Raw genomic sequence first — 26362 nt, 5'->3', positions numbered from 1 at the left:
TCGAACGATAGCGTCGAATATTCGACATCGCAACTCCGATCAGGATTCTGCCGGACGGGCCGGATCCAGGTATGCGTGGTGTAGACGATCCGTCGCGGTGAGTGGGTGAGAAGTGTGATGCGGACGGGATACGAGCTGTCGCATCTGGCGGCCCTCGAGGCCGAATCGGTGCATATCTTCCGCGAGGTCGCGGCGACCTTCGAGCGGCCGGTGCTGCTGTTCTCCGGGGGTAAGGATTCGGCTGTGATGCTGGAGCTGGCGCGCAAGGCGTTCTGGCCCGCGCCGCTGCCGTTCGCGCTGCTGCACATCGACACCGGCCACAATTTCGACGAGGTGATCGAGTTCCGCGACCGCGCCGCGGAGCGGGCCGGGGCCCGGCTGCTGGTGGCCCGGGTGCAGGACGACATCGATGCCGGCCGGGTGCATGAGCGTCCGGGCGAGACGCGTAATCGGCTGCAGACCACAACCCTGTTGCGCGCGATCGGGGAGCACCGCTTCGACGCGGTGTTCGGCGGGGCGCGCCGCGACGAGGAGAAGGCGCGGGCCAAGGAACGGGTGTTCAGCTTCCGCGACGAGTTCGGCGCGTGGGAGCCGCGGGCGCAGCGGCCGGAGATCTGGAATCTCTACAACGGCAGACACCGTGCGGGCGAGCACATTCGGGTGTTCCCGCTGTCCAACTGGACCGAGCTGGACATCTGGGAGTACATCGACCGGGAGGCGGTGGACCTGCCCTCGCTGTACTACGCGCATCGGCGGCGGGTGTTCCGGCGCGACGGAATGCTGCTGGCCGACAACCGCTTTCTGACCCCGCGCGAGAGTGAGCCGGTTTTCGAGGCGACCGTGCGCTTCCGCACCGTCGGCGACGCGACCTGCACCGGCTGTGTGGGCAGCGAGGCCGCCGATCCGGCCGCGGTGATCGCCGAAACCGCCGTCACCCGGCTGACCGAACGCGGGGCGACTCGCGCGGACGACCGGATCTCCGAGTCCGGCATGGAGGATCGCAAGCGAGAGGGCTACTTCTGATGAGCCGCAATCTGTTACGGCTGGCGACCGCGGGTAGCGTCGACGACGGCAAGTCCACCCTGATCGGCCGTCTGCTCTTCGACTCCAAGAACCTGTTCAGCGATCAGCTCGCGGCCATCGAACGGGTCAGCGCGCAACGCGGCGACGGGGCGGCGGATCTGGCGCTGGTGACCGACGGGCTGCGCGCGGAACGCGAACAGGGCATCACGATCGACGTCGCCTACCGCTACTTCGCCACGCCGCGAAGGAAATTCATCATCGCCGACACCCCCGGACACGTGCAGTACACCCGGAACATGGTGACCGGCGCGTCCACCGCCGATCTGGCGCTGATCCTGATCGACGCGCGCAAGGGCGTGGTCGAGCAGACCCGGCGGCACGCGTTCCTGGCCGCGCTGCTGGGCGTTCCACACCTGGTGGTCTGCGTCAACAAGATGGATCTGGTGGACTTCTCGCGCGAGCGGTTCGACGAGATACGTTCGGAATTCGCCGATTTCGCCGCGAAGCTGACCGTCGGCGATCTGAGTTTCGTCCCGGTGTCGGCCCTGCTGGGCGACAACGTGGTCGAATCCTCCGCGCGGATGCCGTGGTATCCGGGCGCGCCGCTGCTGGCTCATCTCGAGGATGTGCACATCGCCTCGGACCGCAATCTGATCGACGCCCGCCTGCCGGTGCAGTATGTGTTGCGGCCCTCTGCGGATGAACCGCGCAGCTATGCCGGGACGGTCGCGGGCGGCATCTTCAAACCGGGCGATGAGGTAGTGGTGCTGCCGTCGGGGCGGACCAGCCGGGTCGCGCGAATCTGGGGTCCGGGCGGGAGCAAGGTGGACGAGGCGTTCACCGGAATGGCCATCTCGCTGTCGCTGGAGGACGAACTCGACATCGGGCGCGGGGATATGCTCGCGCGTCCGGCCAACCGGCCCCATATCGATCGGGAGATCGATGCGACGGTGTGCTGGTTCGACGACGAGGCGGTGTTGCGGCCGGGCACGGACTACACCATCCGCACCGCGGCCCAGTCCGCGCGGGTGCGGGTGAGCGAGCTGGACTATCGCCTCGACGTGAACACCCTGCATCGCGTCGAGGACGCGGACGGCCTGGCGCTCAACGATATCGGCCGGGTGCGGCTGAGCGGCCGGGTGCCGCTGATGTTCGATCCGTACCGTGACAACCGCCGCACCGGCAGTTTCATCCTGATCGACGAGGTGACCAATCGGACGGTGGCCGCGGGCATGATCGTCGCGCGCGAGACCGGCCGGCGCAACGAGATCGTCTGGCACAGTTCGGCGGTCGAGCGCGCCGAGCGGGCCAGCGCCGGGGCGACCCTGTGGCTGACCGGGCTGTCGGGTTCCGGGAAGTCCACGATCGCCGTGGAATTGGAACGGCGACTGGTGAATTCGGGTCGCCCGGCCTATTTGCTCGACGGTGACAATCTGCGGCACGGTCTGAACGCGGATCTGGGCTTCTCCGATGCGGACCGCCGGGAGAACATCCGGCGCGTCGCGGAGGTCGCTGCCCTGTTCGCCGATGCCGGTGTGGTGGTGATCGTTTCGCTGATCAGCCCGTTCGCCGAGCAGCGGGAGCAGGCGCGGCAGGTGCACGCGGACCGGGGTCTGCCGTTCGACGAGATCTTCGTCGACACGCCGCTGGAAGTGTGTGAGCGCCGCGATCCGAAGGGCCTGTACGCGCGGGCGCGGGCCGGGCAGATCCGTGATTTCACCGGAATCGACTCGCCGTACGAACGTCCCGAACACGCCGATGTCGTCATCACACCCGAGGACGGCACACCGGCCGAGGTCGCCACCCGAATTCTCGACTCGCTGCTGCGACCGTAGCAGCGGCACACCGTCATTCCCACGACCATTTCCGACGAATCAGGAACCGAATGGAAAACCCACCCGCAGAGGCGAACACACCCGAACCGTCGCTCACCGAGCCGTTCCGGGCCGCCATCGCCGAGGCCGAAAGACTGATTGCCGCAGCCGATTTCATCGACAGCGAAGACGATCTCGCCGAGGGGTACGAGTATCTCGCCGGGAGTATCGCCGCGGTGCTGCAGCTGTCCGGGGTGCACGGTACGAGCCATCCGCAGTTCGTCACCTCCACCGGCCCGTACACCAAGATGGGTCTGGACAATCCGGATACGCTCTACTATCACGCGAATGTCGAGCCCGGTGCGGAATATCTGCTCACCGGAATCCGCGGCAGCACGGTGGATCTGAGTTTCCAGGTGCTCAAGGGCGATTACACGGCCACCGATGTGCCCGATGGCGACGACGCGTTCGACGACCGCCGCCTGCGGATCGATGCGGACGGCGGTTACCGGCTGCGATTCGGGCCGCCCAAGGCCGATCCGGGACCGAATTATTTCGTGCTCGGCGAGGGCGCTTCGATGCTGGCGGTGCGCGAGGTGTACGGCGACTGGGCGAACGAGCGCAAGGGAACCATTCGTATCGAGCGGGTGGACACCGTCGGAACCGCCCCTGCCGCAGCGGATCTGGATCGGTTGCGCAAGCGTTACCGGGCCGCGGCGCGGGCGCTGGTGCAGCGTATCCACACCTGGTTCAACTTCCCGAAGTGGTTCTATCTGGACCTGCCGGTCAATACGCTGACCGAACCCCGGCTCACTCCCGGCGGCCTGAGCACGCAGTTCTCCTCGGTCGGGCATTTCGATCTGGCGCCGGATCAGGCGCTGCTGATCACGGTGCCGAAATCCGATGCGCCCTATCAGGGTTTTCAGCTCGGCAGCCGCTGGTATATCTCGCTGGATTACGTGAACCATCAGACCAGCCTGAACAGCGCCCAGGCGCAGGCAGATCCGGACGGCGTGATCCGCATGGTGGTTTCGGCGGGCAATCCCGGTATCGCCAACTGGATCGAGACCACCGGACGTCGCCGCGGCATCCTGCAGTTCCGCTGGCAGCGCGTGGCTCGGGCGATGACCGACGCCGACGGTCCCACCGTGCAGTTGCTCGCACTGGACGAGGTCGCCGCGCATCTGCCGTACTACGAGACCAACAAGATCGATGAGAGTGGTTGGCGGGCACGGATTGCCGAACGTCAGCGGGGTTTCGCGGAGAGGATGCTGTGATGCTGCTGGCGGACAAGGTGGTCGTGGTCAGCGGTGTGGGTCCCGGGTTGGGGCGGTCGATCTGCCTGCAGGCCGCGGCGCAGGGGGCCAAGGTCGTCCTCGCCGCTCGGACCGAATCGCGGTTGGCCGCGGTGGCGGCGGAGGTGGAGGCCGCGGGCGGCACGACATTGACCGTGCCGACCGATATCACCGACGACGACGCGGTCGCGAATCTGATCACCCGCACGGTGGATACCTTCGGCCGAGTGGACGCGCTGGTGAACAACGCGTTCTCGGTGCCTTCGATGAAGCCGTTGGAGCGCACCGATTTTCAGCAGATCCGGGACAGCGTCGAACTGACGGTGCTCGGCGGATTGCGAGTGACCAAGGCGTTCACCGACGCGCTGGCCGAGTCGCGGGGCTCGGTGGTGATGATCAATTCGATGGTGCTGCGCCATTCCGAACCCCGTTACGGCAGTTACAAAGTCGCCAAGGCCGCGCTGCTGGCGATGTCGCAGACCTTGGCGACCGAGCTGGGGGACAAGGGAATTCGGATCAACACCGTCGCGCCCGGATATATCTGGAGCGATCAGCTGAAATGGTATTTCGGTGAGGTCGCGAAGAAATACGGCATCACCCCCGAACAGGTGTACGAGCAGACCGCGAGCCGCTCGGACCTGAAGCGCCTGCCCGAACCCGACGAGATCGCCCGCGCCGTGGTCTTCTTCGCCTCCGACTGGTCCAGCGCCATCACCGGCCAGACCCTCGACGTCAACTGCGGCGAATACCATTCTTGAAGGAATCGAAGATATGACTGTACGTACCGACGTCGGCACGATCGAGGATCTGCACGCCTCGGCGACGAAAGCCTGCGGGCTCACCGATTTCGGGGCCGACGACTACACCGAGGCGCTGGGCGTCCTGCTGGAGTCGTATCGGCGCGACGCCGATCTGACCGAACTCGGCAGCAAGATGAACCGCTATTTCCTGCGCGGCGCCCTGGTGGCCCGCGCGCTGAGCGAGGCATCCTGGAAGGCTCATCCCGAGTACGTCGAAACCCCGGTCACCAGGCCGATATTCGTGACCGGGCTGCCTCGCACCGGCACGACCGCACTGCACCGGCTGCTCGCCGCCGATCCGCAGCATCAGGCCCTGGAAATGTGGCTGACCGAATATCCGCAGCCGCGCCCGCCGCGCGAAACCTGGTCGCAGAACCCGATATTCCAGCAGATCGATGCCGGATTCGCGCAGCATCACATCGAGAATCCCGAATTCATGGGCCTGCACTACATGTCCGCCGCCGAGGTGGAGGAGTGCTGGCAGCTGTTGCGGCAGACCGCGAAATCCATCGCCTACGAGACCCTGGCCTATCTGCCGACCTATTCGCACTGGCTGCGACGGCAGGACTGGACCAACGCCTATACCCGGCATCGCGAGAATCTGCAGCTGATCGGGCTCGGCGACGCGCGGCGCTGGGTTCTGAAGAACCCGAGTCACCTGTTCGCCCTGGACGCGCTTCTGGCGGTGTATCCGGACGCGCTGATCATCCAGACGCACCGTGATCCGGTGACCGTCCTGGCGTCGGCGTGCAGTCTGTCCGAACATGCCACCTCGGGATGGTCGAACACCTTCTCCGGCAAACGGATCGGCGAGTCGCAGCTGGAGCTGTGGTCGCGCGGGCTGCGCGAGTTCACCGCCGCGCGTGCGCGGCACGATCCGGCGCAGTTCATCGATGTCGACTTCGCCGATCTGCGGGCGGATCCGCTCGGCACGATCGAGTCGATCTACCGGAAGTTCGGTATCGAATTCACCGATGCCGCGCGGGCGGGGATGACCGCCCTGGACGAGGAGAGCCACAGCGGGGACCGCAAACCCGCGCACCGGTACGAGCTGGCCGACTACGGACTTACCGAGGATCAGGTCAGGGCGCACTTCTCGGGCTGATCGAGGGGGCGTTGCGGCGCGGATCCGGGCGGTCCGCGCCGGCGCGACCCGCCCACCGGCGATGATCGTTTTGGCGTGTCCGTCGGATATCGCCTAAGTTCCGAAATCGCCTTTGTTGTGGGCGGATTCGGGGCCGGAGGAGATTGTGGTGAGTGAGGCTGTGCGCGACGAGGTCAATATCGTCATCTTCCGGTACGGAGATTCCGGGCAGATGGCCGATACGACCGTTCCGGTGCTCGTCGAGGACGGGTACCGGCAGGCGTGGCGGACGGTGATCCGCCAGCACGGGATGACCGCGGAATCGGTCACCGGCATCGCCTCGGACTGGGCGCCCACCGAGGCCGACGAGAGTTTCCTGCGCAAGAACTTCCCGAATCTGCGCGAGGTCTCCGCGGCCTTCGCCCGGCCCGAACCGGACGGCTGGGATCAGGCCCTGGCCGCCGCGGAGCGGGCCCGGCAGGAGGCCGAGCGGCAGTTGGAGCAGGAGGAGCGCCAGCGCGCGAATCGGACCGATCGCGAAGCCGGTTCCGACGAGCCGCTGATGATTCCGATGTTGCGCACCACGAGCGAGCCGCCGCCGCTGATGGCCTCGCGTGAGCTGATTCCCGGACAGCTGTACGTGGTGGTCGCGGGTGTCGCGCCGACTCCGCAGGGCTCGCTCGGCATGCACTGGGTGCTCGAAAAACATGTGCAGGACACGGGTTTCACCTTCGACGACGTTCTCGCGGAGGCGAATGCGAACCTGGGCGAGGGCCTGCGCACGGTACTGCGCGGCGAGACCGCCCGCGAACGGGTCGTGCACTTCCAGGGCATCGACTCCCGCCACATGCCGGCCGCCGCGCTGGCCGTGCCGGGTTTCGCCGATCGGGTGGCCGGCTTGATCGGCGGTGATCGTTTCGTCGCGGCCTTCCCGTGCGAGGACCACCTCTACTTCGCCCGAGCCGACACCGATGCCGCGGGCATCCTCGCCGATCTGGTCCGCGAGCCGCACGACTGCGGTTCGGAACTCATCCCCACCGTCGTTCTTCTCGAACCCGCCGGAATGCGCGTCCTCGTCCAGTTCCCGCGCTGACTTCGCAGCTCCCCGAGCGACAGCGGGCTTTCGCCGCTTACCGTAGATGGTAACTATAGTTATCTTCTGGGTATGGGAGCGGCGATCAGGGTCGGATGTCGCACCGCCTCAGTGGTGGCGGCGGTCCTGCGGATCGGGGCCGCGACGCTCGCGGGTACCCTGCTGCGCAGACCGGTCCGGGCTCCCGCCGCGCTCGTGCCGGAGATACCGAAATGAGGTGATCCGATGCCGGTCAAGGCCGGAGAGACGATCGATCCCGATGCCACCCGCGCCCGGGTGCTGGATGTGGCCGCGAGGCTGTTCTACGAGCGCAGTCTCGCCGCTGTCGGTATGCGCGAGATCGCGACGGCCGCCAATGCCTCACCCCTGACCATCTACCGCTATTTCGAGTCCAAGGAGGGGCTGGCCGAGGCGGTGGTGCGCGAACGCAGCGATCGCGTCCACGCCTGGCTGGCCGCCGGTCTGGCCGAGGTGCCCGCGGGCCGCGCCCGGGTGACGGCGCTGTTCGACCTGCTGACGCGCTGGTTCGCCGAACAGGGTTTCCGCGGTTGCGCGGTGGTCAACTACGCGGCGGACAGCCGAGGCGGGGACAGTGCCCGGGACATCACCCGCGGTCATCTGATGCGATATCGAAAACTGTTGCAGCAGTTGCTGACCGAGGCCGGAGTGGCCGATCCGGCACCCGTGGCCAGGCAATTGCTCCTGCTCGTCGAGGGCGCCACCGTGGTCACCCAGATCGACGGTGACGGCGTCGCGGGGGCCGACGCCCGCGTGGCCGCGGAAACCCTGCTGGACGCGGCGCTCGCCCGGTCGCCGGGCAAGCCGTGAGTAAAGGCTAACGTGATCGGTGAGAACCGAAGGAGCGCTTGAAATGACCGAGTTCGCGAATCTGGAAGAGTTCACCGCCGCCGTGGGCACCGAGATCGGTGTCAGCGACTGGATGACGATCGATCAGCAGCGCGTGGACACCTTCGCCGACGCCACCGGCGACCACCAGTGGATCCACGTGGATCCGGAGAAGGCGGCCCACGGGCCGTTCGGCGGGCCCATCGCGCACGGATTCCTGACCCTGTCGCTGTCGGTGCCGCTGGTGAATCAGGCCACCAGCGTCGGCGGGGTGCGGCTGGGAATCAACTACGGGCTCAACAAGGTCCGGTTCATCACCCCCGTTCCGGTCGGCGGTCGCATCCGCGCCCGCGTCAGCCTGGACTCGGTGCGGGAGATCCCCGGCGGCGTCCAGGCCGAACGTGGCGTCACGATCGAACTCGAGGGTGCGGACAAACCGGCCTGCGTCGCCGAGAGCATCGTTCGCTACATGTCCTGAGATCGGGGCGCTATCGCGGCAGGAACGGAATCGCCCGCAGCGGAGCCTGATCCGGCGTGAGGGTGCCGATCACCGGGATGCCCGCGCCGACGAAATCGCCGACGGCGCGGCCGACGTGGTTCGAGGAGGTGACCACGACCGCCCGGCGCGCCTCGATGGAATCCATCACATGATGGGAGTACCGCGCGTTCTGCACGGTTGTCTCGGCCCGCGTCTCGGGGTGGATGCGCCTGGCCGGAATACGGTGTGCGACCAGCCATCCGGCCATCGCCTGCGCCTCGGTGACGCCGTTGTGCGGATTGCCGCCGGTGACGATCACCGGGGTCGCGGGAGCCAGGATCGCCTGCACGTATCCGGCCTCGAGCCGCTGGATCAGCTCGGGCCGCATCCTGCCGTCCGGCTGCAGGCCGTAGCCGAGGATGACGATGGCGGTATCGGAGCTGTATCCGGCGGTCAGCGGCAGGCCGGGCAGTTGCATCGAGCTGGGGTGCGACGCCGCGAGCACATCGGCGGGGATATTCGCGAGCGGATTCGGGGGGACGGGGTCGGCGACCGCGGGACCGGCGGCTCCGAGGATCGTGGTCGTCGCGGCGGCGGCGAGCAGTAACCGCCTGGTCGTAGCGGTGCGTGAGCGAGGTTCAGGACGGAACCGGATGAACATCGGACCTCCCGGGAGATCTGCCACAGCAGGATGATCAAAGCCCCTCGATGATCACCCCGAAACCCGCGGCCCTGCTACGAACACGGAAATCCACGCCGAATTCCGAAGGACGCGAAGCGAATCTGTGCAGGCCCCAGACCGGGTGATGAATCCCACTGTGAACGAGCGTGATTCGGTCGTGCGCCGCGCGGATCCTGCGATTCAGTCGTCGCCGAGTTCGTTGCTCAGCGCCGCCCAGCGTTCCAGCAGGTTCGCGGCCGCACCGCTGTCCACGGCATCGGCCACCCGGGCCAGCGACGCGGCCAGCGCATCGTGGATATCGCCGCTCGCGGACTCGGGGGTGAGCTCGTACGAGACGATCGCGGCCGCGGAGTTCAGCAGTACCGCGTCGCGGACCGCGCCGGGAGCGCCGGCGAACATCTCGCGGGCGATGGCGGCGTTGATCTCGGCGTCACCACCGCGCAGCGCCTCCGGGGGGACCCGCTCGATGCCCAGACGCGTCGGGTCGACGGTGGTCTCGGACACCCTGCCCCCGGTGACCACCCAGACGTCGGTGGTGTCGGCGGTGGTGATCTCGTCCAGGCCGTCGTTTCCCCGCACCACCAGCGCGTTCTTCCCGCGCTCCGCGAACGCTCCGGCGATCACGCCGACCAGGTCCGCGAAGGCGCAGCCGATGAGTCCGGCCTGCGGCTGGGCCGGGTTGGTCAATGGGCCGAGCACGTTGTAGACGGTGGGGATGCCGATCTCGGCGCGGGCGCGTCCGGCGAAGCGCAGGCCGGAATGGAATATCGGGGCGAAACAGAAACCGATGCCGACCTCGCGCACGCACCGCGCCACCGATTTCGGGCCCAGCGCGATCTTCACCCCGAGCGCCTCGAGCACGTCCGCGCCGCCGCTCTTGGAGGAGGCCGCCCGATTGCCGTGCTTGACCACCGGAATTCCGGCCGCCGACACCACGATCGAGGACATCGTGGAGATGTTGACCGTGCCCGACCGATCGCCGCCGGTGCCGACGATATCGATCGCCGCACCCTCGATCGGCACGCGGCGGGACAGTCCGAGCATGGCGTCGGCGAGGCCCGCCAGTTCCGCGGGGGTCGGGCCCTTCATCTTCATCGCGACGCCGAACGCAGCGATCTGCGCCTGGGTCGCGTTGTCGGAGAAGATCTCATCGATCGCCCACGCGGTTTCCTCCGTGGTCAGGTCGACCCCGTCGGTGAGGGCCCCGAGAATCTGGGGCCAGCTGCGCGCGCTCATCAACCTCTCCCGTCGCATGTGCCGCATTCCGGCTACCGGACAATCAGCCTAATGGGACGTGCCAAGTGGTTTCTCCACACGGCCACCCGGGCGATCAGGTCCGCGGCGGCTGCAGGGCGTCCCAGCCCACGGCGATGCCGTCGTGACGTTGCGCCAGGCTCGCCATGCGCGAACACCCGCAATCGTCCGGTTCGGCGCCGCCGCGCCCGCCGGAACATCACCATGGAAATCGCGCCCGCGCGAGCCGCATCGGGTGGCCCGCGCATCTTCCGACCCCTGGAAACCGCTGCTACCAGGCAATATCACCTTTCGCACCGGATACGCCGAAGTCGGGACGAGACTACGTCCCGCCCTGCGAATTCCGACATCGGCCAGCAAGATTCGAACCCGAGTACTCCCGTCGTACTACGACGGGTCATACTTACCCGCGTGACGACCGCAGTAGGGACACCAGGATCGGCCATAACCCAGCGTGTGCACTCGCTGAACCGGCCCAACATGGTCAGCGTCGGAACCATCATCTGGCTGTCGAGCGAGCTGATGTTCTTCGCCGGCCTCTTCGCCATGTATTTCGTCGCTCGCGCGCAGGCCCACGGCAACTGGCCGCCGGAGCCGACCGAGCTGGACATGAAGCTCGCGGTGCCGGTCACGGCCGTGCTGATCGCGTCGTCGTTCACCTGCCAGATGGGGGTGTTCGCCGCGGAGAAGGGCGATGTGTTCGGCCTGCGGCGCTGGTACGTCGTGACCTTCATCATGGGCCTGTTCTTCGTCTGCGGCCAGGCCACGGAGTACCACGGCCTCTACAGCGAGGGCACCTCGATCGCCAGCAGCGTCTACGGCTCGGTGTTCTTCATCACCACCGGCTTCCACGGCCTGCACGTCATCGGCGGTCTCATCGCGTTCATCTTCCTGCTGATCCGCACGAAGGTCTCCAAGTTCACTCCGGCGCAGGCCACCGCGGCGATCGTCGTCTCCTACTACTGGCACTTCGTCGACATCGTCTGGATCGGGCTGTTCGCCACGATCTACTTCGTCCGCTAGCCCGGCGCACAGCACGAGCATCAGTCGGTTCCGTCTACTCCAAAAGGGACACAGATGAGTTCATCTCCCCCGTCAGTGCCTGAAGAGCCCCACAGCGGGGCCGGGAACGCGCAGGCCACCAAGACCCGCAAGCAGCGCCGGATGCGCCGGAAGCTGGCCGGCGGGCTGGTTCTTCTGATGGCTCTGGTAGGAGCCGGCTTCGCTGCCTCGGCACTGACCCCCCACGCGCAGGTCGCCACCGCGGACGAGGATCAGTCCGCCCTGATCCGTCAGGGCAAGCAGCTCTACGACACTTCCTGCATCACCTGCCACGGCGCGAATCTGCAGGGTGTGAAGGATCGTGGTCCGAGCCTGATCGGCGTCGGCTCGGCCGCGGTGTACTTCCAGGTTTCCAGCGGCCGGATGCCCGCGCCGTCGAACTCCGCGCAGATCGTGCGCAAGGAGTCGAAGTTCGACGAGACGCAGACCGACGCGCTGATGGCCTACGTCGCCGCCAACGGCGGCGGTCCGTCGGTGGTTCGCGATCCGGACGGCAAGATCGCCCAGGAATCGCTGACCAAGGGCGCCGATCTCGGCGCCGGCGGTGAGCTGTTCCGGATGAACTGCGCGTCCTGCCACAACTTCACCGGCAAGGGCGGCGCGCTGTCCTCCGGTAAGTTCGCCCCGCCGCTGACCCCGGCCAGCGAGCAGCAGATCTACACCGCGATGCTGTCGGGCCCGCAGAACATGCCGAAGTTCTCCGACCGGCAGCTGACGCCGGACGAGAAGCGCGACATCATCGCCTACATCAAGAACCGCACCACCTCCACGCCCGAGGGCGGCTACGGCCTCGGCGGCTTCGGTCCCGCGACCGAGGGCCTGGCCATTTGGATCATCGGCATCGTCGGTGTGGTCGGTGCGGCGATGTGGATCGGATCCCGCTCATGACAGACAAGGAGCACAACGACATGGGTCGGCCGGACGACGGCGGTGCCGTCACTTCAGGTGCCGATGGCGGTTCCGCTACTTCCCTCGACGATCTGAACCCGACCGAGGAGCAGCTCGACGCGATGTCCCGCGACGAGCTGGTCGAGCTCGGCACCAAGCGGGACGGCGTCGACGTCGTCTACCGCGCTCCGCGCTGGCCGGTTCCGGGCACGCGTGCGGAGAAGCGGGCCGAGCGCCAGGTGGCGTTCTGGTTCGTCGTGTCGACCCTCGCCGGTCTCGCGCTGATCGGGGTCTTCCTGTTCTGGCCGTGGCGGTACAAGGGCGAGAACGAGTCCGGTGCGGGCATCTACTCGCTGACCACTCCGCTGTACGGCCTGCTGCTGGGCGTCGCGGTGCTGGCCATCGGCGTGGCCATGGTGCTGATCCGCAAGAAGTTCATCCCGCCGGAGATCGCGATCCAGACGCGTCACGACGGTCCCTCGCCCGAGGTGGAACGTCGTACCCTCGGCGCTCAGCTGGGCGACGCGCTGGAGACCTCCACCCTGGGCCGCCGCAAGCTGATCACCCGCACCGCTGGCCTGGGCCTGGGCGTACTGGGCGTGGGCGCGTTGTTCGTCTTCGTCGGCGGCCTGATCAAGAACCCGTGGGCGCAGGGCAAGAAGTCGCCGCTGTGGGTGTCGGGCTGGACCCCGGACTACGCCGGTCAGACCGTCTTCCTGCGCAAGGACACCGGACGTCCGGAGGACATCGTGCTGGTGCGCGCCGAGGATCTCGACGCGGGCGGCATGGAGACGGTGTTCCCCTGGAAGGAGGAGTGGCGCGGTAATTCCGAGGACACCCTCCAGTCGCTGCGCGGCGTCCGTAACGCGGTCATGCTGATCCGCTTCCGTCCCGAGGACGCGGCCAGGGCCGTCAAGCGCAAGGGGCAGGAGAGCTTCAACTACGGCGACTACTGGGCCTACTCGAAGATCTGCACCCACCTGGGCTGCCCGACCTCGCTGTTCGAGCAACAGGACAGCCGCATCCTGTGCCCGTGCCACCAGTCGCAGTTCGACGCCCTCCACTGGGGTAAGCCGATCTTCGGCCCTGCCGCTCGGGCTCTGCCGCAGCTGCCGATCACCGTCAACTCCGAGGGCTTCCTGGTCGCCAACGGCGACTTCATCGAGCCGCTCGGCCCGGCCTACTGGGAGCGTCGTTCATGAGGGAGCTTGCGACCGAATCATCAACACAGCGCGCCGGGCGCATTCCTGTGCCGAGCGCTAGCGAGGTGCAGGAATGAGCCCGAGTAAAGCGGCCGCACAGGCCAACGAAATGGACGAGCGGTACCGCGCCGCGGCGTTCGTCAAGCGCTCGATCAACAAGGTCTTCCCGACCCACTGGTCGTTCCTGCTCGGTGAGATCGCGCTGTACGCGTTCATCATCCTGCTGCTGTCAGGTATCTACCTGACGCTGTTCTTCGATCCGTCGATGACCGAGGTCGTCTACAACGGCTCGTACCAGCCGCTGCGCGGTGTTTCGATGTCGCGGGCATTCGAGTCGGCGCTGGACATCACCTTCGAGGTGCGCGGCGGTCTGTTCGTGCGCCAGGTGCACCACTGGGCGGCGCTGCTGTTCGCCTGCTCGATCATCATCCACCTGCTGCGCATCTTCTTCACCGGCGCGTTCCGCAAGCCGCGCGAGGCGAACTGGGTGATCGGCTCGCTGCTGCTGATCCTGGCGATGTTCGAGGGCTTCTTCGGCTACTCGCTGCCGGACGACCTGCTCTCGGGTACCGGCCTGCGCGCCGCGTTCGGCGGTATCACCATGGGTATTCCGGTGATCGGCACCTGGATGCACTGGCTGATCTTCGGCGGTGACTTCCCGGGCACGATCATCATCCCGCGTCTGTTCATCGCCCACGTGCTGCTGTTCCCGGGCATCATGCTGGCGTTGATCGCGGCCCACGTGGCGCTGGTGTGGTACCAGAAGCACACCCAGTTCCCCGGACCGGGCCGCACCGAGAAGAACGTGGTCGGCGCGCGCATCGTCCCGGTGTTCGCCGCGGACCAGGGTGCGTTCTTCATGTTCACCCTGGGCATCGTCTCGATCATGGGTGGCGTCCTGCAGATCAACCCGATTTGGAACCTGGGTCCGTACAACCCGTCCCAGGTCTCCGCGGGTTCACAGCCGGACTTCTACATGATGTGGACCGACGGTCTGGCGCGTCTGATGCCGCCGTGGGAGCTGTACCTAGGCCGCTACACCGTTCCGGCGCCGGTCTGGGTGGCCCTGATCATGGGCCTGGTGTTCATGGTGCTGATCGCCTACCCGTGGATCGAGAAGCGGCTCACCGGCGACGACGTGCACCACAACCTGCTGCAGCGTCCTCGCGACGTGCCGGTGCGCACCGCGATCGGGGCCATGGCCCTGGCGTTCTACCTGGTGCTGACCCTGGCGTGCGTCAACGACATCATCGCGCTGAAGTTCGACATCTCGCTGAACGCGACGACGTGGATCTTCCGCATCGGCCTGCTGGTCGCGCCGCCGATCGCCTACTTCCTGGCGTACCGGCTGTGCCTGGGTCTGCAGCGTGCGGACCGCGCGGTGCTCGAGCACGGCATCGAGACGGGTGTGATCAAGCGTCTGCCGCACGGTGAGTACATCGAGGTGCACCAGCCGCTGGGTCCGGTCGACGGTCACGGCCACCCGATTCCGCTGGAGTACCAGGGCGCTGTGGTGCCCAAGAAGATGAACAAGCTGGGTTGGGCCGGTAAGCCCGGCGCCGGATCGTTCCTGCGGGCCGATCCGCCGGCGCAGGCCGCCGACCAGACCGCCTACGACAGCGAGCAGCACCACAAGCAGCTCGAGATCCTGGCCGAGTACCAGGATCAGAACGCCGGTGGCGGCGGCAAGCACGACCACTGAGTTCGCTCGGTAGCTGGGCCCCGAACCGGAAACGGTTCGGGGCCTTCGCTTTTCATTCGCCGATGGAGAAGCCGGCCTCGACCTCGGCCCGGGAGTAGGACTTGAACGCGATGTGCGTGGTCGTGCGCAGCACGCCCGCGGTCTTGTTGACGTGCCCGGTGACCACCTCGGCGATCTGCTCGTGATCGCGCACCCGCACCACCGCGATCAGGTCCACGTCGCCCGCGCACGAGTACACCTCGGCCACACCTTCGAGATCCGCCAGCGCTTGCGCCGTCTCGGGGATGCGGGCGGCGTCGGCGTGGATCAATACGATCGCGGTAATCATGCCGTGAGTCTAGTTGGGGCGCGTTCCGGACCAGCGGGAAGACGCTGTGCCGGGTAATCGGAGGAGACTCCGGACAACGGTCGCTCTCGGCGTCCGGCGGTTCCGCGGACCCTCAGCGGGCCGGAGAACACCGTGCGATGCCAGCTGCGGAGGTTCTCGCAGCGGGCGGGCATGTTCGCCGCGCCCGATTCCGTAGCCGCGGTATCCCGGTCGGGCAGCCGCTGCGACAGGCCGATGGGCGTCCTGAGCGGAGGCCACGTACCGCGGTGCGGATGGGGACAGGGTTGGCGGAGCAGTCAGGATTCGGTGCCGGTGAGGTACTCGCGGCCCGCCGATTCGGTGCGGGCCGCTGCCTCCGCGCGGTCCATCCAGATCAGCCAGGGGCCCGCGCCGAGGCGGGGTTCGGTGTAGGCGTGCGTGGTCCGGACGATTCGCGTGCCGGGTCGTTCGAGCCAGGTGGCGATGAGGGCGGTCTCTTCCGGCGGTGCGCCGCGGAGCGGGGGATAGGACTGTTCGTCGGCAGCGTCGGTTCCGGGCAGGGTGGGAAGGGATGCGGCAGCGGCGTCCAGGCGGGTCGGGACGACGGTTTCGGCGGATGCGACGAGACCGTCGACGACCGGCATCGGCGGGATGCCGCGGGCGGCGGATCCGGCGGCGGCCAGGCGGCCGTAGCGGATCACCGCGAAATCCCATCCGCCCGCCTCGGCCCGCCGTGCCGCCACCAGTTCGGCGATGCGGGCCAGCGCCGCGAGCCGCTGGGTGCGGCGCAGGGCGCGCACGACCGTGACGGTGCGGTCGCGGACCCGCGCGGCGACTTCGAAATTCTCTGCGGCGGAACAGGTTTCGAGACGTTCGCGCATGGCGTGCAGCGGCAGGTCGCAGCGCCCGGCGAACAGATCGCGCACCGCCTGCGCCGCTGGCGCGTATTCGCCTGCGGCGGTGAGTGTTCCGGATCTGCCCGCCGGGCAGCCGCCGACCGTGGCCGGTGGGCAGTCCGCGCCGTGGTGGCCGTTGCGGGGGATGCGGGTGGTGCAGGTGCGCAGGCCGCAGTACTCGGCGATGGTGGTGGTCAGCTCGGTCGCGGCGGCGCGGGATCCGAACGGCCCCAGGGAATCCCGGGTCGGAGTGCGGGTGACGGCGAAGCGTGGGAAGGGTTCGTCGGTCAGGGTGATCCACCAGGCGCGCTGCGGGAATTTCGAGCGTCGGTTGTAGGGCGGGGTGTGCGCGACGAGCAGTCGCAGTTCGCGCACACCGGCCTCCAGTCCGTGTGCGCACGGGACGTGTTCGACGCGAGTGGCGAGGGCGACCATCTCGCGCATGCGCGGGCGGGTCTCCGATCCGGTGAAATAGGTGCGGACGCGGCGACGCAGATTCACCGCCGTCCCGACATAGAGGACTTCGTCCGAGGGGCCGCGGAACAGATAGACCCCGGGCACGGCCGGCAGATCGGCGGCGAGGAAACGTTTGGAGCGTTGTCGCCGGGTCACCGCGGGCAGATAGTCGGCCAGTTCGGTCAGGCTGTGCACACCGAGATTGCCGACCCGGCCGATGAGCGCGTGCAGGACGTCGACGGTGGCGCGGGCGTCGTCGAGCGCGCGGTGGGTGGGGCGGGTCTGCGCGCCGAGCAGTTCGGCCAGTGCGGACAGGCGCACGGTGGGCGCTTCGTCGCGGGGCAGGATCCGCCGCGCCAGCTGCACCGTGCACAGCACCTGGAACGCGGGCCAGGCGGTCGCGCACCGGGCCGCGGCGGACTTCAGGAAGCCGATGTCGAAACGGGCGTTGTGTGCGACCAGAACCGCTCCGGCCGCGAATTCCAGAAAGCCCGGCAGCACCGCCTCGATCCGCGGCGCGGTGCGGACCATCGCGGTGGTGATACCGGTGATCTGCACGATCTGAGGCGGGATCGCGCGGCCCGGATCGACCAGGGTGGCGAATTCGCCCAGCACCTCGCCGCCGCGCACCTTGACCGCGCCGATCTCGGTGATGGCATCGCCGTCCGGGCTGGTTCCCGTGGTCTCCAGGTCCACCACGACGAAGGTGATGTCGTACAGCGGAGTGTCCAGATCGTCGAAGGCCAGCTGGGCCGGGCGCGGTGCGGGAAGGGACACGGCGGCAGCGTATCGGCGGGGTACGACAGGAATCGCGAATGCTGCGGATGCCTCGAGATTGCGCCGTAATACCCCTATACGGGCATGATTTCAGCGCGAAACGAATAAAAGTGGTCAGCGTCACACTGATTCGGTTTGCGCATGAATCGGACCGGATTTCGGAAAATTTCGCGCCTCATGCGCGGGCTCGCCCGCGGCGGGTCTTCGCGAGCCTCGATACCGTACAGACCGTACGGTCGCGTACATATCGCCGCGTCGACCGCCACGTGCTGATTTCCCGATCGAACCGAATCGAAACCGATATTCGGGGCATCGGCTTCGATCGGATCGCGGACCCTCGAGAAAGCCCAGGTCACATCGCGTTGTTATAGTTTCGTGATTGGTGTGACATATCTCGCAGAAATTCATGCTGGTAAAAGCGGTCGGCATCTGCTGGGAGTGTTCGCGGCTTTACAACGCACCGTTATGTCTTCGTAATCTTCTCGAGACCTCGCGGAGCTCGACGCACCACCCGGTGCGGCGCCGCGGGGCAGATGAGGAGACATCGCATCATGGCGATCAAGCGACATGCCCACCGGGCCGTTGCGGCCGGAGCCGTCGGCGCTGCCACCCTCAGCGCACTGCTGCTGTCCACCGTGCCCGCCACGGCGGCGCCGGTCACGATTCCGGGGATCGGCAACGTCGAGGTGCCCGATCAGGTCATCGGGGCGATCCCGAAGGGCGTCATCCCGCCGAACGTGATTCCGCCGGGCGTGATCATCCCCGGCATCACCCCGACGCCCGCCCCGGTCGAATCGGTGGGCCAGCGCGCGGCGAACGCCGCCCTGTCCCGGGTCGGCGACCCCTACGTCTACGGCGCCACCGGTCCGAACGCCTTCGACTGCTCGGGCCTGGTGAAGTGGTCCTACGCGCAGGCCGGTCGCGACCTTCCCCGCACCAGCTACGGCCAGCTCTCCGCGGGCGCCCCGGTCGCCCTGAACGATCTGCAGCCCGGCGACGTCGTGTCCTATTACGGCGGAAGCCATTCCGGCATCTACGTCGGCAACGGCAACATCGTGCACGCGTCCACCTACGGCCAGCCGGTCAAGGTCGCGCCTCTGCACGCGATGCCGATCGCGGGTGCGCGGCGTTACTGATCACCGAAGAGACCGTGATCATTTTGTGCTGTGCTGGACATCGTGGGTCGCTGTTCCGTAACCTGATCGAGACCTTCGTGATGACTAGTCGGGAACACGGAATGGGGCCCTGCAGGCAGTGACCGCGCACTATCGGAACAGACGGACCAGACGCCTGGTGGGCGGGTCATTAGCTGTGGGCGCGTTGATGTTCGGCGCGGGGGCCGGTGGCGGCGCCTTCGCCGAACCGGTCACCCCGCCGACCAGCGCCAGCGATGCCGTCCAGAAGCTGATCGACCTGTCCCATCAGTCCGAACAACTCAATCAGCAGGCCTTGGGCGCGCAGCAGGATCTCGACGCGAAACTCGGCGTCGAACGCACCGCCGACGCCAAGCTCACCCAGGCGAATCGGGTGGTCGACGCCGCCCAGGCCGAGGTGCGCAAATATCAACCGGCCGTGGACCGTACGGCGATGGCCGCCTATATGGGCGCGCGCACCAACCGGATGTTCTCGGTGCTGGCCAGCGATTCCCCGCAGCAGCTGCTGGATCAGATGTCCACCCTGGACGTGCTGCAGGCCCAGACCAGTGAGCAACTCGCCCAGTTCACGAAGGCCACCGCCGCGGCCACCGCGGCACAATCCACCGCGCACAAGGCATCCGACGTCGCCCACACCGCCGCGCAGAAGGCCGATGAGGTGCGCGCGGATCTGGAGAAGAAGCGGTCCGACCTGCAGGGTGCGATCGCCCAGGTCATCCAGGCGTGGGGGGCGTTGTCGGCGGGGGACAAGAGCTCGCTGGCCGGATCGCTGTTCCCGCCGGGCTTCGACCGCGACTCGCTGCTGCGCGGTCTGGTCCCCGGCAGCGGCACCAGCGCGCTGGCCGCCGGGATGACCCGGGTCGGCGATCCATACGTCTGGGGCGCTACCGGTCCGGATCAGTTCGACTGCTCGGGTCTGGTGCAGTGGGCGTTCCACCACGTCGGCATCAATCTGCCGCGCACCAGTCAGCAACAGGCCACGGTCGGCACCCCGGTGCAGCGGGATCAGTTGCAGCCCGGCGACGTGGTGTTCTTCTACTCCGATGCCTCGCACGTGGGGATCTACGCGGGCAACGGATTGATCTTGCATGCTTCGACTTTCGGCGTCCCGGTGAAGGTGGCGCCGATGGGGTCGTTCCCCTTCTACGGGGCGCGGCGGTACTGGATCGGGATGCCCTAATCACACAGAGGTGAGCGCGAGCGTGCTGATATGACTGCGTGGACTCGGGTTCGAAACTGGTTGTCGGCCAAGCGGCGGTTCGAGTTCGTCGCGACGGTCGCGATGGTGATCGCGTTGACCGCGGTCGGTGGTGCGCTGGTGTTGCTGCCGAAATCGGCGCTACACGTTCGCCCGGTGCCGGCGGTCGCGGATGCGGCCGTGCCCTCGGCTCCGGCCGATCCGCAACTACCCGAGCTACGCCGGGTGATGGAGTCGTACGCGCCGGTGGTCACCCGGCAGGTCTGCGCCGACGACGGTCGCCTGTCGGTGGTGCTCGGCCATCCCTATCAGCGCGACGACGTGGACGCCCTGGCCGGTGACGTCGGCGCGGCGGTCGCGGAGGTGACCCAGCTGTGGGGCACCGACTGGGCCCGGGACGCGGTGATCGCGGTGGCCTCGGATTCGGCCGAGTTCGCCGCGTTGACCCATGACACCGGCGAGGGCTCCGACCAGGTCGCGGCGGCCTCGGTATCGGATCCGTTCGTCCCGCCCGCGCGCCCGACCGGGCAGCGCATCGTGTTCAGCGCCGCCGCCGGGCGTCGCCTGGGCCCCGACGGCCTGCGCGAGACGCTGCGGCACGAGCTCACGCACATCGCCGCCCGCGCGGTCACGGTGGACGGCTCCCCGCAGTGGGTGCTGGAGGGTTTCGCCGAATACTCCGCGCATCGCGATGCCGACCGCACGTTCGCGCAGCTCGCCCCGACCCTGACCGCGAAGGCCCGAGCCGGTGCGCTGCCCGCGGATCTGCCCTCGGACGCGGCCTTCGCCCCGACCCCGGGCAACGCCGCCGAACTGGCCTACGAACAGGGCTGGTCCGCGAACGCCTTCGTGGCCGAGCGTTTCGGCGAGCCGCGGCTGGTCGACCTCTACCGTCAGCTGGCCACCGGGCCCCAGGACGCCGCTGCCCTCGACGACGTCCTGCGCAATACCCTGGGCATCGGCCGCACCGACTTCATCGGCCGCTGGCGCGACTGGATCAAAGCCCGCGCAGCCGCCTGACCCAGAACATTTCGGTCGGACGGCACTCGCCCCGAACCGTCGGCCGGGCGGCGGCGAAAATCGACGCCGGGTGTTCGGTTGTCCAATCCGGTGGGGATAACGGGTGCGCCGCAACCCTTTTCATCGGAGGTGAGCCCGGACAGCGTCGCGGGCGCACACGTCAATAGACTGCCCCGCATGGCGCGCACCCTGCTGGTAACGAACGATTTCCCACCGAGACCGGGCGGTATCCAGTCCTATGTGCATGCGCTTGCCACACAGCTGCCGCCGGACGAACTGGTGGTGTACGCGCCGCGGTGGCGGGGGGATTCGCATCTGCGCTTCGACGCCGAACAGCCGTTCCAGGTCGTGCGGCATCCCACCACGCTGATGGTGCCGACGCCGTTGGTGCTGCGGCGCGCGGCCAAGCTGCTGCGCGACGAGCGGTGCGACACGGTCTGGTTCGGTGCGGCCGCACCCCTGGCCCTGATGTCGCCGCTGCTGCGGCGCGCCGGGGCGCGGCGCATCGTGGCCAGCACCCACGGGCACGAGGTGGGCTGGTCGATGCTGCCGCTCGCGCGACAGGCGCTGCGGGCGATCGGCGACTCCACCGACACGATCACCTACGTCAGCAAGTACACCCGACGGCGTTTCGCCGCGGCCTTCGGTCCGCGCTCGGCCCTGGAATATCTGCCGCCGGGGGTGGACAGCGAGGTGTTCCGCCCGGATCCGGCCGCGCGCAGTGAACTTCGGGCCCGCTACGGGCTGGGGGAGCGGCCGACGATCCTGTGCCTGTCCCGTCTCGTCCCGCGCAAGGGCCAGGACATGTTGATCATGGCGATGCGTGAGATCAGGGATCGGGTGGACGGCGCGGTGCTGGTGATCGCCGGCGGCGGCCCGTACGAGGACAAGTTGCGCGGGCTCGTGCAAGCGATGGAACTGTCCGATCAGGTCGTGTTCACCGGCCGGGTGCCCGCGGCCGAACTCGCCGCGCATCACACGATCGCCGACGTGTTCGCCATGCCGTGCCGCACCCGCGGCGCGGGACTGGACGTGGAGGGACTGGGCATCGTCTACCTCGAGGCGTCAGCGACCGGCGTTCCGGTGGTGGCCGGAAATTCCGGCGGCGCACCGGAAACCGTGCGCGAGGGCCGCACCGGACGGGTCGTGGACGGGCGTTCGACGGCACAGATAAGCGAGGCGATCGTGGAGATCCTGTCCGATCGTGACGCGGCGGCGAGCATGGGCGCGGCCGGGCGGGAGTGGGTGAGCACCCAGTGGCGCTGGGATGCGCTCGGCGACCGGCTGCGCGTCCTGCTGGACGGGAACGTGCGATCGAGCGGCGCGGATCGGTTGGGTTAGGCTCAGGCGCATGAGCAGCATCCAGGTGGCGGATCAAACCTTCGTCGCAGCTCCCGGAAGCGCGGTCGGCGAGGTTCTGGCCGACCGCGGCCGCTGGCGTCGCTGGTGGCCCGACCTCACCCTCGAGGTGCGAGAGGACCGGGCCGACAAGGGAATCCGCTGGACGGTGAGCGGTGCGCTGACCGGAACCATGGAGGTGTGGCTGGAGCCGTCGCTGGACGGGGTCATCCTGCACTACTTCCTGCACGCCGAACCGGCCGTTGCCGTGCGTGATCTGGTGGCGGCCAGCCGCGCCCGCCGGGTCGCCGGTAAGAAGATGTCGTTCGAGATCAAGGCGCGCCTGGAGGCCGGACGCGCGGCCGGTGAGCCCCCGGCGCACGCGTCGGCCGACCAGTTCATCTCCTGAATCCTGTTCTCCCGCACCGCACGCCGGAAAGGAAACGCTGTCAGTCATGGCCGACCGGACCCAGAGGTCGATCATCATCGATGCACCGTCGGATCGGGTGATGGCCGTCATCGCCGATCTGGAGTCGTACCCGGAGTGGGTGGCGGCGGCGCGCTCGGTGGAAATCCTCGACACATTCCCCGACGGCCGGGCCCGGACCGCGCGGTTCGTGCTGGACGCGGGCGTCGTCAAGGACACCTATGTGCTCTCGTACACCTGGCGTCCGGACGGCAAGGCGGTGAGCTGGCAGCTCTCCAGCGGTGATCTGCAGAAGGCCCAGGACGGCAGCTACGAGCTGATCGATCAGCCCGACGGCACCACCCAGGTCGTCTACGAACTCACCGTGGATCTGACCATCCCGATGATCGGCATGTTCAAGCGCAAGGCGGAGAAGGTCATCACCGACACCGCGCTCAAGGAACTCAAGAAGCGGGTCGAGGACTGACCGAATCAGCGCACTCCGCGGATTCCCCGGCCGGGGCCGCGGCTCGCCCCGCGGGCTCCGACCGGGAGTCCTCGGTGGGTGGGCCGCGGGGAACCCGGCTGGAACTGTTCGCGGGCAAGGGCGGGGTCGGCAAGACGACGCTGGCCTGTGCCACCGCGATGGCGTATCGGGCCGCGGGGGAGTGCGTCCTGCTGGCCTCGCTGGATCAGGCGCATTCCCTCGGTGACGCGCTGGGGCAGCGGTTCCCGCACGATCCCGGGATCGTCGCCGGGGTGACCTCGGTCCTGCCCGGGCTGGACGTCATCGAGGTGGATTCGCTTGCGCTGCTGGAGAAACGCTTCCGCGAGGTGGTGCGCGTGCTGGGCGGGGCGGGACACGAGCACGGGGTGGATCTGGGGTCGCTGGATCCGGCCGAGCTCACCGGCCTGCCGGGCGTGCAGGAGCTGCTGATGCTCAGCGAGATCGCCCGGTTCGCCGACGAGGGCGACTGGGACGTCATCGTGGTGGACTGCCCGCCGACCGCGGACATGTTGCGCATCGTCACGGGTCCCAGCTCCCTGCTCGGTTATCTGGACCGGATCTGGCCCGCGCACGCGCGCGCCATGAGCGCGGCCGGGCGGGATCTGCGGCGGGCGATCCTGGCCGTGACCGCCGAGCGGATCGCCGGTGCGGTCACCCGGGTGCGCGATCTGCTCGCCGACCGGTCCCGCACCGGAATGCGGCTGATCACCGTCGCCGAGCGGGTCGCGGTCGCCGAATCGGTTCGGGTGCGTTCGGCCGCGGCGCTGCTGGATCTGCGCCTGGACGAGGTGGTGGTTAACAAGGTGCTCCCGCCCCTGCCGGAGGCGGAGCCGTCGGATCATCCCGCGGTGCGGTGGTATGCCCAGCGGCGCGCCGAACAACTCGGCGTCATCGCCGATCTGCGCCGTCGCATCCCGGATCTGCCGGTGCGGATCGCCCATCACAGCGGGTCCGAACCGGTCGGTGCGGAACCGCTCGCGGCGTTGGCGGCCGAAACGCGTGGTAATCGGGCAGGAGCCGGCGCAGACCCTATGCTTGGCGACGACGCGGCGGTCCGGGGCACGCGGTCCGGCGAGCCGCAGGTGCGGCTCGAGTCGGGCAGCGGGCTGCAATCGGTGTACACGTTGCGGCTGGCGTTGCCCGTGGTCGACCCGGCGACGCTGCGACTGGGACGAGTGGAGGACGATTTGATCGTGGGAGCGGACGGCATCCGGCGTCGGCTGCGGCTGGCTCCGGTGCTGCGGCGATGTACCGTCGACGGCGCCGAGCTGGACGACGGCCTGCTGGTCGTGCGCTTTCGCCCCGACCCCGAGGTATGGCCGCGATGAACGACTACCGGGAACCGCACGGTCCCGAGCACGACGCGCACATCGGTGAACTCGCCGAGGAACTGCGGCTGCTGGCCGAGGTGCTGCTCGAGCGAGTCGAGCCGGTGCTGCGCCGCGCGGCCACGGACGGCGGTGCGGAATGGTCCGGATGCAGCTGGTGCCCGCTGTGCGCGGCGGCGGCACTGATGCGCGGGGAGCACCACGACATGGTCGCCTCTCTCGCCGCGCACGGCACCGCCATCGTGACGGTGTTGCGCGAGGCGCTGGCCGGTGTCCCGGTCGAACCGGTCATGCCGACCGACCCGGACGGGGCCGGGGATCACGCGTCAGGCGCGCCGAACGATGGTGCGCCGGAGGGTGATTCGCCGGACGAGCGGGCGAACCCGGTCGATCCGGTCCCCGACGCGCGGAGTTTCTCGGCCGGTGCGCCCGATGGCGAAACACGTTCCGGCACGGTCGAATCCGAGGTGCGTGCGAGCTCGACGTCATCGGGTGACAGCAGACCCCGGTACATCTCGATCCCGGTGCAGATCAAGGCATGACCACGCGCATCGGGCGGGAGCGGCCCCTGACCGTCGGAATCGATGTCGGCGGCACCAACATTCGCGCGTCGGTCGTCGACGGCGCGGGCGAGGTGCTCGACACCGTGCAGGCCCCGACCCCGCATTCGGAGCACGCGCTCGAGGACGGCCTCGAGCGCGCCGTGCGCGAGCTGTGCGGACGGCACCGGATCGACGCGGTCGGCCTGGCGGTGGCCGGATTCGTCGACGAGACACGCACTTCGGTGCGTTTCGCCCCGCATCTGCCGTGGCAGGATTCGCCGGTCGCGAGCCGGTTGTCCGAGCGGCTCGGACTGCCGGTCATCCTGGAACACGATGCCAATGCCGCGATGTGGGCCGAATATCGTTTCGGCGCGGCGGCCGGCACGCACAACGGGGTGCTGGTGGCGATCGGCACCGGAATCGGCGCGGCGCTGCTGGTCGGCGGTGAGCTGTATCGCGGAAGTTTCGGCGTGGCACCGGAATTGGGACATCTACAGGTCGTACCCAACGGCCGCGCGTGCCCGTGCGGCAAGCGCGGCTGTTGGGAGAGATATTGCAGCGGAACGGCATTGGTGGAAACCGCGATCGAGATCCTGGCCACCGACCCGACCCGCTCGACGATCCTGGCCCGGGAGGTGTCCCGGGATCCGGGCTCGCTGACCGGACGCCGGGTCGCCGGCGCCGCGCAGGACCGGGATCCGGTCGCCCTCGACGCGCTGGCGGATTTCGCGCGCTGGCTGGGCCTGGGCCTGGCCTTCGTGAGCGATATCTTCGACCCGGATCTGGTGGTCGTCGCGGGCGGGGTGAGCTCCTCGGCCCCGCTGTTCCTGGACGAGGCCCGCGAGCACTACGCGGCCTCGATCACCGGGGCCAGGCACCGGCCGCTGGCCCGTATCCGCACCACCCAGCTGGGTGAGGGCGCGGGCATGATCGGGGCCGCGGAACTGGCTCGCACGGCGCTGGGCACGGGGCCGCCGACGGTCGGCGCGGACGGCGCGGACGCGTCCGCGGCGGGGCGCGAATCCGCACGTTCGAGCACCCGGGAGACCGCTTCGGGTGGCCGGGCGGGGGCCCGCCGTTGACCGCAGTATTCCGGTAATGTGAAATCCCACTTGCGAACTTGGTCACAACTCATCACCGGCGGTAGAGTCGGCATCGGACTGAGGTGCCCGCGATGACGCCGGTCCCGGAAATCAGACTGGGGTGAAA

General features: G+C 68.2%; 25 protein-coding genes. 21 read left to right on the top strand and 4 right to left on the bottom strand.

Features of this window, described 5'->3' with window-relative positions; all coding sequences use genetic code 11:
- The first annotated feature begins 117 nt into the window (after window positions 1–117).
- The 8 genes from cysD (at window position 118) to NM2_RS29160 (ending at window position 8433) form a co-directional block, all read left to right on the top strand.
- The gene (gene cysD, locus NM2_RS29195; RefSeq protein ID WP_067675225.1) at window positions 118–1023 is read left to right on the top strand and encodes a sulfate adenylyltransferase subunit CysD; all 906 of its coding nucleotides are present in this window, start codon (window positions 118–120) and stop codon (window positions 1021–1023) included.
- Window positions 1023–2858, top strand: coding sequence for an adenylyl-sulfate kinase (gene cysC, locus NM2_RS29190; RefSeq protein WP_067675222.1), 1836 nt, complete (start codon window positions 1023–1025; stop codon window positions 2856–2858). The genes cysD and cysC overlap by 1 nt, the downstream gene beginning before the upstream one ends.
- Before the next feature lie 50 nt (window positions 2859–2908).
- The gene (locus tag NM2_RS29185) at window positions 2909–4114 is read left to right on the top strand and encodes a hypothetical protein (RefSeq protein ID WP_067675219.1); all 1206 of its coding nucleotides are present in this window, start codon (window positions 2909–2911) and stop codon (window positions 4112–4114) included.
- Entirely contained in the window at window positions 4114–4890 is a 777-nt protein-coding gene (locus tag NM2_RS29180; protein WP_067675216.1) for an SDR family oxidoreductase, read from the top strand. The genes NM2_RS29185 and NM2_RS29180 overlap by 1 nt, the downstream gene beginning before the upstream one ends.
- Before the next feature lie 13 nt (window positions 4891–4903).
- A complete protein-coding gene (locus NM2_RS29175; protein ID WP_067675213.1) occupies window positions 4904–6037 on the top strand; it encodes a sulfotransferase family protein in 1134 nt (377 codons plus the stop codon).
- Between the two features lie 148 nt (window positions 6038–6185).
- Window positions 6186–7109, top strand: coding sequence for a hypothetical protein (locus NM2_RS29170; RefSeq protein WP_157121378.1), 924 nt, complete (start codon window positions 6186–6188; stop codon window positions 7107–7109).
- A gap of 225 nt (window positions 7110–7334) precedes the next feature.
- Window positions 7335–7937: a TetR/AcrR family transcriptional regulator gene (locus tag NM2_RS29165; protein WP_067675207.1), complete on the top strand. Its 603-nt coding sequence runs from the start codon at window positions 7335–7337 to the stop codon at window positions 7935–7937.
- 43 nt (window positions 7938–7980) lie between these two features.
- Complete coding sequence (locus NM2_RS29160; protein ID WP_067675204.1) at window positions 7981–8433, top strand: MaoC family dehydratase; 453 nt, start codon at window positions 7981–7983, stop codon at window positions 8431–8433.
- A gap of 10 nt (window positions 8434–8443) precedes the next feature.
- Here the strand turns inward: NM2_RS29160 and NM2_RS29155 are convergent, their stop codons facing one another.
- Together NM2_RS29155 and trpD are read right to left on the bottom strand one after the other, a co-directional pair.
- A complete protein-coding gene (locus NM2_RS29155; protein ID WP_084531672.1) occupies window positions 8444–9094 on the bottom strand; it encodes a YdcF family protein in 651 nt (216 codons plus the stop codon).
- Window positions 9095–9295: 201 nt separating this feature from the next.
- Window positions 9296–10351, bottom strand: a complete 1056-nt coding sequence (gene trpD, locus NM2_RS29150) for an anthranilate phosphoribosyltransferase (protein ID WP_067675201.1) — start codon at window positions 10349–10351, stop codon at window positions 9296–9298.
- Window positions 10352–10780: 429 nt separating this feature from the next.
- Here trpD and ctaE point away from each other — a divergent pair, with 429 nt between their 5' ends.
- The 4 genes from ctaE (at window position 10781) to qcrB (ending at window position 15223) form a co-directional block, all read left to right on the top strand.
- Window positions 10781–11392, top strand: a complete 612-nt coding sequence (gene ctaE, locus NM2_RS29145) for an aa3-type cytochrome oxidase subunit III (RefSeq protein WP_084531666.1) — start codon at window positions 10781–10783, stop codon at window positions 11390–11392.
- 54 nt (window positions 11393–11446) lie between these two features.
- Complete coding sequence (qcrC, locus tag NM2_RS29140; protein WP_067675196.1) at window positions 11447–12319, top strand: cytochrome bc1 complex diheme cytochrome c subunit; 873 nt, start codon at window positions 11447–11449, stop codon at window positions 12317–12319.
- Window positions 12316–13521, top strand: coding sequence for a cytochrome bc1 complex Rieske iron-sulfur subunit (qcrA, locus tag NM2_RS29135; protein WP_174575694.1), 1206 nt, complete (start codon window positions 12316–12318; stop codon window positions 13519–13521). The genes qcrC and qcrA overlap by 4 nt, the downstream gene beginning before the upstream one ends.
- A 73-nt stretch (window positions 13522–13594) precedes the next feature.
- The gene (gene qcrB, locus NM2_RS29130) at window positions 13595–15223 is read left to right on the top strand and encodes a cytochrome bc1 complex cytochrome b subunit (RefSeq protein ID WP_067675193.1); all 1629 of its coding nucleotides are present in this window, start codon (window positions 13595–13597) and stop codon (window positions 15221–15223) included.
- A 52-nt stretch (window positions 15224–15275) separates the two neighbouring features.
- Here qcrB and NM2_RS29125 read toward each other — a convergent pair whose 3' ends face one another.
- Both NM2_RS29125 and NM2_RS29120 read right to left on the bottom strand, forming a co-directional pair.
- Entirely contained in the window at window positions 15276–15551 is a 276-nt protein-coding gene (locus tag NM2_RS29125) for an Lrp/AsnC family transcriptional regulator (protein WP_040821092.1), read from the bottom strand.
- Between the two features lie 296 nt (window positions 15552–15847).
- The gene (locus NM2_RS29120) at window positions 15848–17659 is read right to left on the bottom strand and encodes a DEDD exonuclease domain-containing protein (protein ID WP_067675190.1); all 1812 of its coding nucleotides are present in this window, start codon (window positions 17657–17659) and stop codon (window positions 15848–15850) included.
- 551 nt (window positions 17660–18210) lie between these two features.
- Between NM2_RS29120 and NM2_RS29110 the strand changes: the two genes are divergently transcribed.
- The 9 genes from NM2_RS29110 (at window position 18211) to NM2_RS29070 (ending at window position 26235) form a co-directional block, all read left to right on the top strand.
- On the top strand, window positions 18211–18795 hold the full coding sequence (locus NM2_RS29110) for a C40 family peptidase (RefSeq protein ID WP_067675184.1): 585 nt from the start codon (window positions 18211–18213) through the stop codon (window positions 18793–18795).
- A 187-nt stretch (window positions 18796–18982) separates the two neighbouring features.
- Entirely contained in the window at window positions 18983–19993 is a 1011-nt protein-coding gene (locus NM2_RS29105; RefSeq protein WP_084531670.1) for an NlpC/P60 family protein, read from the top strand.
- A gap of 30 nt (window positions 19994–20023) precedes the next feature.
- Window positions 20024–21031 carry a hypothetical protein gene (locus NM2_RS29100; protein WP_067675181.1) on the top strand — a complete coding sequence of 336 codons (1008 nt, stop codon included), beginning with the start codon at window positions 20024–20026 and terminating at the stop codon, window positions 21029–21031.
- Window positions 21032–21208: 177 nt separating this feature from the next.
- A complete protein-coding gene (locus tag NM2_RS29095) occupies window positions 21209–22372 on the top strand; it encodes a glycosyltransferase family 4 protein (protein ID WP_067675178.1) in 1164 nt (387 codons plus the stop codon).
- A 10-nt stretch (window positions 22373–22382) separates the two neighbouring features.
- On the top strand, window positions 22383–22778 hold the full coding sequence (locus NM2_RS29090) for a polyketide cyclase / dehydrase and lipid transport (protein ID WP_067675175.1): 396 nt from the start codon (window positions 22383–22385) through the stop codon (window positions 22776–22778).
- Between the two features lie 46 nt (window positions 22779–22824).
- Complete coding sequence (locus NM2_RS29085) at window positions 22825–23262, top strand: SRPBCC family protein (protein WP_067675172.1); 438 nt, start codon at window positions 22825–22827, stop codon at window positions 23260–23262.
- 74 nt (window positions 23263–23336) lie between these two features.
- Window positions 23337–24611 (top strand): ArsA family ATPase, encoded by a 1275-nt coding sequence (locus NM2_RS29080; protein ID WP_245718271.1) that lies wholly within the window; start codon window positions 23337–23339, stop codon window positions 24609–24611.
- Entirely contained in the window at window positions 24608–25153 is a 546-nt protein-coding gene (locus tag NM2_RS50700) for a hypothetical protein (protein ID WP_174575693.1), read from the top strand. Before NM2_RS29080 ends, NM2_RS50700 begins: the two co-directional genes overlap by 4 nt.
- Window positions 25150–26235 (top strand): ROK family protein, encoded by a 1086-nt coding sequence (locus NM2_RS29070; protein ID WP_067675169.1) that lies wholly within the window; start codon window positions 25150–25152, stop codon window positions 26233–26235. The genes NM2_RS50700 and NM2_RS29070 overlap by 4 nt, the downstream gene beginning before the upstream one ends.
- Window positions 26236–26362 lie beyond the last annotated feature (127 nt).

This window comes from Nocardia miyunensis NBRC 108239, assembly GCF_001613065.1.
Lineage (GTDB): Bacteria > Actinomycetota > Actinomycetes > Mycobacteriales > Mycobacteriaceae > Nocardia > Nocardia miyunensis.
This window is presented reverse-complemented; position numbering and strand designations above follow the sequence as displayed.